The sequence below is a fragment of the uncultured Rhodoblastus sp. genome (assembly GCF_903903185.1).
Classification (GTDB): domain Bacteria; phylum Pseudomonadota; class Alphaproteobacteria; order Rhizobiales; family Beijerinckiaceae; genus Rhodoblastus.
In genome coordinates this window covers 1-1,571 of record NZ_CAIUXT010000142.1, presented here as the reverse complement: position 1 = coordinate 1,571, position 1,571 = coordinate 1, and the positions used below count along the sequence as shown (strand labels likewise).

Here is a 1,571-nt window from a genome sequence, read left to right as displayed (position 1 = left end):
TAGGTCGCTGGAGCGATCGCGCATGGTCGGCGCGTCCGGTTGCGATGCTTGGGAGTTGATGTTTGGCGAAGGCTCTTATTGCGTTGATCGTTGATATGGGCCGAATCCGATAGCTCCGAAGATAAAATCCTCGGGCGTGACCTTTTGCCCCAGCGCCTCCAGAGTGCGGCGCCAGCCAAGGTAATTGGGCAGGTTCTTCGTCGCGACGCCATGGAAGGGGCGTAGCCATTCCTTGAGGCGGCCGTGGTAGGCATTGACGTTGTTGATGTGAAAATCGGGTGCTTGCGGGTTGGGCTTGCCGGGCATTGGCAGGATGTGGGTTGGGATGCCAGCCTTGCGGGCGAAGGCGACAATCGCCGCGCCACCGTCGCAACAGAATTCGTTGGCTGATGTGACGATGCCGCCAAGTGCCGCTGAAATCGACACGCGGTTCAGTTTCGGCAGCACCGCATCCGTGGTCGCGCCCTGGCGGTCTCGGGCCACGAGGACCGGAATCTGTTCGGCGGAAAGCCCACGCTTGGCCGATGTGCCGCCTCTCTTGCGCGCCTTCCGCGGCATGCCGGAGCGCTTGCCTTTGAACGATTCCAAAATAAAGGTTTCGTCGCCTTCGACGATCCCCGACAACGCCTGGGGCTTGTCGCCGGCCAGAGAAGCCAAAAACCGATGCCTCCAGCGAAAGGCCGTGGTGTAGTCCACGTCGCAACGTTTCGCGGCCTCGGCGATGCTGACGCAATCGATCATGGCCTGCGCCTGTTCCGGCCATTTGTCCTTCATGCGTAAACCCGACAATGGCGTTTTCGTCAGCGCGTTGAATGTTCGCTGACAGCTTTTGCACCGGTAGCGCGGCAGAGCGCTCGCCTTGCCCCAACGCACAACATCGCTGCTCTCGCAATGCGGGCAACCGATGCTGTCCACGCGGCGTTGCCCAAGTTCAGAGACAATATCGACGCCAAGCCGGTTCACCGGCGGCGCCACCGGAGATGGAGCAAAGGTCGGCGGTTGGCACGGCGCTGCGGGCGCGCCGCTGCCCGCCATGTTCATACCCAAAGGCGGCCCGATCTCGATGGCGTCGCAATCCGAAGCCTCGAATAAGGCCAGCGCCTGCCAAGCCCGGCGTCGCTGCGGCGGCGTCAGCGCCGCGATCCCGCTCAGCCAGCCGTCAAATTCCGCCACGTCCATGGTGGGCCCCCTACGTCACTGGCGTCCACAATAGACGATATCAACAATAAACGCCATGAGAGCCAAACCATATGCTCAGCGGCGTGTGACTGCGCTCCATGACTGTCCCCGCCATCAAGCCCGTCTGGCGGCGGCATTTGCGGCAGGTCAGGACGCCCGGGCGCGCGGCGAGACGGAATGGTTCGCCGATTTCCCGGCAATGTGGGCAGATGAAACCCTCGGCCCATCTGGCCTTTTCAAGATAGCCAGCGCAGGCCGCGTCGTCGGGGAAGAGCCGTTGGAATTCAGGGAGGGATTTCGGAAACGCAAGTTCGGCGCGGTCGAGAACGTCCATGGGCTAGCTTTTCTCATCCGCTTGCACACGCACAAAATCTACCCCTAGTGGGTGTATG

Annotated in this window: 1 protein-coding gene and 1 pseudogene; both read right to left on the bottom strand. The window is 61.9% G+C overall.

Translation table 11 applies throughout. The features are described from left to right. Positions 1-75: 75 nt before the first annotated feature. On the bottom strand, positions 76-1,179 hold the full coding sequence (locus tag QZY01_RS13510) for an IS1595 family transposase (RefSeq protein ID WP_294537857.1): 1,104 nt from the start codon (positions 1,177-1,179) through the stop codon (positions 76-78). Between the two features lie 64 nt (positions 1,180-1,243). Then, positions 1,244-1,513: pseudogene (locus QZY01_RS13505) on the bottom strand (transposase); the annotation flags it as partial. Between the last annotated feature and the right edge of the window lie 58 nt (positions 1,514-1,571).